Origin of the sequence: Streptomyces sp. NPDC059853 (genome assembly GCF_042731495.1) — a bacterium.
Taxonomy (GTDB): domain Bacteria; phylum Actinomycetota; class Actinomycetes; order Streptomycetales; family Streptomycetaceae; genus Streptomyces.
On the sequence record NZ_JBHWJL010000351.1, the window covers coordinates 1 to 4,875 of the forward strand.

4 protein-coding genes are annotated in these 4,875 nt (G+C 76.6%); all 4 read left to right on the forward strand.

The window, feature by feature from the left end:
• Positions 1-393, forward strand: a 393-nt coding sequence (locus ACFV5N_RS24670; protein WP_385603824.1) for a CbiX/SirB N-terminal domain-containing protein, incomplete at its 5' end; no start/stop codon positions are given.
• Between the two features lie 398 nt (positions 394-791).
• Complete coding sequence (locus tag ACFV5N_RS24675) at positions 792-2,039, forward strand: MFS transporter (protein ID WP_385603827.1); 1,248 nt, start codon at positions 792-794, stop codon at positions 2,037-2,039.
• A 9-nt stretch (positions 2,040-2,048) separates the two neighbouring features.
• Positions 2,049-3,347 (forward strand): deoxyguanosinetriphosphate triphosphohydrolase, encoded by a 1,299-nt coding sequence (locus tag ACFV5N_RS24680; protein WP_385603830.1) that lies wholly within the window; start codon positions 2,049-2,051, stop codon positions 3,345-3,347.
• Positions 3,348-3,421: 74 nt separating this feature from the next.
• Positions 3,422-4,675, forward strand: coding sequence for an NAD(P)/FAD-dependent oxidoreductase (locus ACFV5N_RS24685; protein ID WP_385603832.1), 1,254 nt, complete (start codon positions 3,422-3,424; stop codon positions 4,673-4,675).
• Positions 4,676-4,875: the final 200 nt, after the last annotated feature.

The following is a 4,875-nucleotide window of genomic DNA, read 5'->3' on the forward strand; positions in this document are numbered from 1 at the left end:
GTCCTGGCGGCGGCCGGCTCCCTCGACCCGGAGTCGGGGGCCGGCACCGAGTACACCGCCCACATGCTCGCCGACCGGCTCGGCGGCGTCCCGGTGCTGCCCGCCTACGCCTCCGCCTCCCGGCCCACCGTGCCGGAGGCGGTGGCCGCCCTGCGCGACCGGGGCCACACCCGGATCGCGGTCGCCTCCTGCTTCACCGCCCCCGGCCGGTTCGCCACCCGCTGCGCCGAGGCCGCCCCCGGGGTGGCCGCCGCCCCGCTGGGCGCGCACCCGGCACTCGCCCGGCTGGTGCTGCACCGCTACGACCAGGCACGCGGCGCGATCCCCGCCCCCGCCCCCAGCCCGCTCCCGGCCACCCGCCGCCCGGCCCTCGCATCGGGCCCGCACCGCTGACCGGAGCGGGCACCCGCCGGTTGGTATACAACCCGCCCCGGCCCTGCCCCTCGCGCCCCCGTCCCGCCCGCACCCCCTCCGGCGCGCCGGGCACGCCCCGCACCCCCCGGGCGCGCCCCGCGCCTCCGCGGCTGTCCAGGCAGTGACCACCAGCCGGACGGCGGCAGGACGTTGTGTACGTTTCTCCGCATGGGCGGCACGCGGAGCACCGGAACACGGACCCGCGCCCGGCGACCCCGCGTCCCCCGGGATGCCGGCCCGCCGCCGCTCCCGCGTCCCGCCGGGCGGCGCCCCGGCCCCGTCCGGCCCGCGCCGCGCGCCGCCCGGCCGCGCCGTCCCGCAGCATCCCCCCGGCATCTCCTCCGGCATGTCGGCACCACACCGGGCAGGTACCTCTCATGACCCCACGCGACACGCCGCCGTCCGGCCGTCCCCCCGTCGCCCTCTCGGCGGCGGGCTTCGTCAGCTGCTTCGACCGGTTCGCCATCAGCCCGCTGCTGATCCTCATCTCCACCGGCCTGGGCATCCCGCTCTCGACCGCCGTGGTCACCGCCAGCGCCTACTTCCTGGCCTACGGACTCTCCCAGCCCCTGTGGGGCATACTCTCCGACCGCGTCGGCCGGGTCCGCGTCATGCGCGTCACCCTGCTGGTCGCCGCGCTCGCCGGGGTGGTCTCCGCGCTCGCGCCCAACGCCGCCGTGCTGATCGGCGCCCGGATCGTCGCGGGCGCCTGCTACGGCGCGGTCGTCCCCACCTCCCTCACCTACCTCGGCGACACCGTCCCGGCCGCCCGCCGCCAGCGCGCGCTCTCCGACCTGATGGCGGTGATGGCCGTCGGCACCGCCCTGGCCACCGCCGTCGCCGGCGCGCTGGCCGAAGCGGTGGACTGGCGGCTGGTGTTCGCCGCGCCCGCCGTGTGCGCCGTCGTCTGCTCCTGGGCGCTGCGCTCGCTCCCCGAGCCGCAGCGGGAGAAGGGCACCGGCGGCATCGGCGGCCACCTCGGCGCCGTGCTCCGCAACCGCTGGGCCCTGACCGTCTTCGGCCTCGCCTTCGTCGAGGGCGCGGTGCTGCTCGGCACCATGACCCTGCTCGCCACCGCGCTCCAGGCCCGCGACGTCAGCGCCTCGGTGGCCGGTCTGGCCACCGCCATGTACGGGGTGGGGGTCGTGGTCTTCTCCCAGCTGGTCCGGTTCCTCAGCGGCCGGCTGCCGGTGTGGGTGCTCATCGCCATCGGCGGGGCGCAGATGTGCGCCGGGTACGCCATCGTCACCGCCTGGGTGACGCTCCCCGCCGTCTTCACCACCGGGCTGCTGCTGGGCGGCGGCTGGTCGTTCATGCACTCCTCGCTCCAGGCCTGGGCCACCTCCGTGGTGCCGCGGGCGCGCGGCACGGCGGTGGCGTTCTTCGCCGGGGCACTGTTCATCGGCTCCTCGGCCGCCGCCGCGGCCGGCGGTCCGCTCGCGGAGAACGGTCACTTCGCCCTGCTGTTCGGCATCGCCTGCGCGCTCACCGTCCCGCTGACCCTCACCGCCGTGCTGACCCGCCGCCGCTGGCGTCCGGCGGCCGACGACCCGTCCGGCCACGAGGGCGCCGGGGCCGCCCGGCGTGACACCCACCCGCCGACCACTGCCACGTCCGCCGGATAATGTCGGGATATGCAGCCGAGTGCCGTCTACGCCCCAGCCGATGCCGAACGCTGGGACCCCGAACCGGACAAACGCTCCGGGCGGACCGCCTTCCAGCGGGACCGGGCCCGGGTGCAGCACTCCGCCGCGCTGCGCCGCCTCGCCGGGAAGACGCAGGTGGTCACCCCGGACACGGCCGGCGCGCAGGAGACGGTGGCCGGGCACGCCTGGGACGCCAGCCCGCGCACCCGGCTCACCCATTCACTGGAGTGCGCCCAGGTGGGACGGGACCTGGGCGCGGCGTTCGGCTGCGACTCCGACATCGTGGAGGCGGCCTGCCTCGCCCATGACCTGGGCCACCCGCCGTTCGGGCACAACGGGGAACGGGTGCTGGACGAGATCGCCGCCCCGTGCGGCGGCTTCGAGGGCAACGCGCAGTCGCTGCGGCTGCTGACCCGGCTCGAACCGAAACGTTTCTCCGAGCCGCTGCACCGCCCCGTCGGCCTCAACCTCACCCGTGCCACCCTGGACGCCGCCACCAAGTACCCCTGGCCGCGCGGCGGCCACCCCACCGACCCCGCCTCGCCCAAGTTCGGGGCGTACGAGGACGACCTGCCGGTCTTCGACTGGCTGCGCACCGGCGCCCCGCCCGGCCGCCGCTGCTTCGAGGCGCAGGTCATGGACTGGTCCGACGACGTCGCCTACTCCGTCCACGACGTCGAGGACGGTCTGCACGCCGGCCACCTCGACCCAGGACTGCTGCTCGCCGAACCCGAACGCGCCGAGATCTTCCGCGTCGTCCGGGCCCGCTACGCCCCCTCCGGCACCGGCGACGCCGAACTCGCCGCCGCCCTCGACCGGCTGCTCGACCAGGACTGGTGGCCGCACGGCTACGACGGGTCCGCCACCGCCCAGGCCCGCCTCAAGGACGCCACCAGCCAGCTGATCGGCCGGTTCTGCGCCGCCGCCGAGCAGGCCACCCGGGAGCGCTACGGGCCCGGCCCCCTGCACCGCTACACCGCCGAACTGATCGTCCCGCCCGACACCCGGCTGGAGTGCGCCGTCCTCAAGGCGGTCGCCGACGTGTACGTCATGCAGCGCCCCGACCAGGAACTGCGGCGCGGCCGGCAGCGCGAACTGCTCGCCGGGCTCGGCGACGCGCTCATCCGCCGCGCCCCGCACGGACTCGACCCGCAGCACCGCGCCCTGTACGCGCGAGCGGGCTCGGACGCAGCCGCCCTCCGGGTGATCGTGGATCAGATCGCCGCGCTCACCGACGCATCGGCACGCTCCCTGCACGCCCGCCTCACCGCCTCGTCCCCGGGGTAGAGGTGGGGTGAACCGCCCCCCGCGCGCCGGGGGGCCCTGCGGCGAGGAGGCAGCGCGTGGTGGGTAGCGACGGCATGGACGGTGCGCACCGTACGTTCGTGATCATCGGAGGAGGTCTGGCCGGCGCCAAAGCCGCCCAGACCCTGCGGGAGGAGGGCTTCGCCGGGCGCGTCGTCATCATCGGCGACGAGCAGGAGCAGCCCTACGAGCGCCCGCCGCTGTCCAAGGGCTACCTCGTCGGCAAAGCGGCCAGGGACAGCGTGTACGTGCACGAGCCGTCCTGGTACGTCAGCCACCGCGTGGAACTGCGACTGGGCCAGCAGGCGGTGCACATCGACCGCGCGCGGCGCGAGGTCCGGCTCGGGGACGGCACCCGCGTCCCGTACGACGCGCTGCTGCTGGCCACCGGCGCCGAGCCGCACCGGCTGCCGATCCCGGCCGCGCGCGGACTGGCCGGGGTGCACCACCTGCGGCGGCTGGCCCACGCCGACCATCTGCGCGCGGTGCTGACCGACCGGACCCGCGGGGACGATCCGCTGGTCGTGGCGGGCGCGGGCTGGATCGGCCTGGAGGTGGCCGCCGCCGCCCGCGAACTGGGGGCGCCGGTGGTGGTCGTGGAACCGGAGCCGACCCCGCTGCACCGGGTGCTCGGCCCGGAGCTGGGCGAGGTGTTCGCCGCGCTGCACCGGGAGCACGGCGTGGAGTTCCGCTTCGGCCGCCGCCTGGCGGACATCACCGGCAGGGACGGGCAGGTCGCCGGGGTGGTGACGGACGACGGCGAGCGGATCCCGGCCCGCGCGGTGCTGGCGGCGATCGGGGTACGGCCGCGCACCGCGCTGGCCGAGGCGGCCGGGCTCGAACTGGCGGAGGACACCGGCGGGGTGGTGGTGGACGCGGCGCTGCGCACCAGCGACCCGCACATCTACGCGGCCGGGGACGTGGCGGCCTTCCCGGCGCCCGGCACCGGCCGGCTGCGGGTGGAGCACTGGGCGAACGCGCTGAACTCGGGCCCGGCAGCGGCCCGCGCCATGCTGGGCCGTGAGGTGACCTACGACCGGGTGCCGTACTTCTTCTCCGACCAGTACGACGCGGGCCTGGAGTACTCGGGCTGGGCCCCTTACGGGGGGTACGACCGGGTGGTGTTCCGGGGCGACGTCGGCAAGCGGGCCTTCCTGGCGTTCTGGCTGAGCGCGGAGGGCCGGGTGCTGGCCGGGCTGAACATGAACGTGTGGGACGTGACCGGGCCCGTCCAGGACCTGATCCGTTCGGGCCGCCCGGTGGACCCGGACGCGCTCGCCGACCCCGCCACCGAGCTGACCGCGCTGTGACCACCGGCCCGGACCGGCCCCGCGCGCCGGGCCGGTCCGGGCGCCGCACGGGCCGCGGGGACGATCCGGCATAAAGTGACATGCGGCGCACTCTCTGGGCGCGCCGTGCACAAACCGGACGACGGACGACCCCGGCGAGCGAGGTGGCGGCAGGTGGCGCGGGACGGCACAGCGGACGGCGGGGCCGAGGGCGGCGCCGC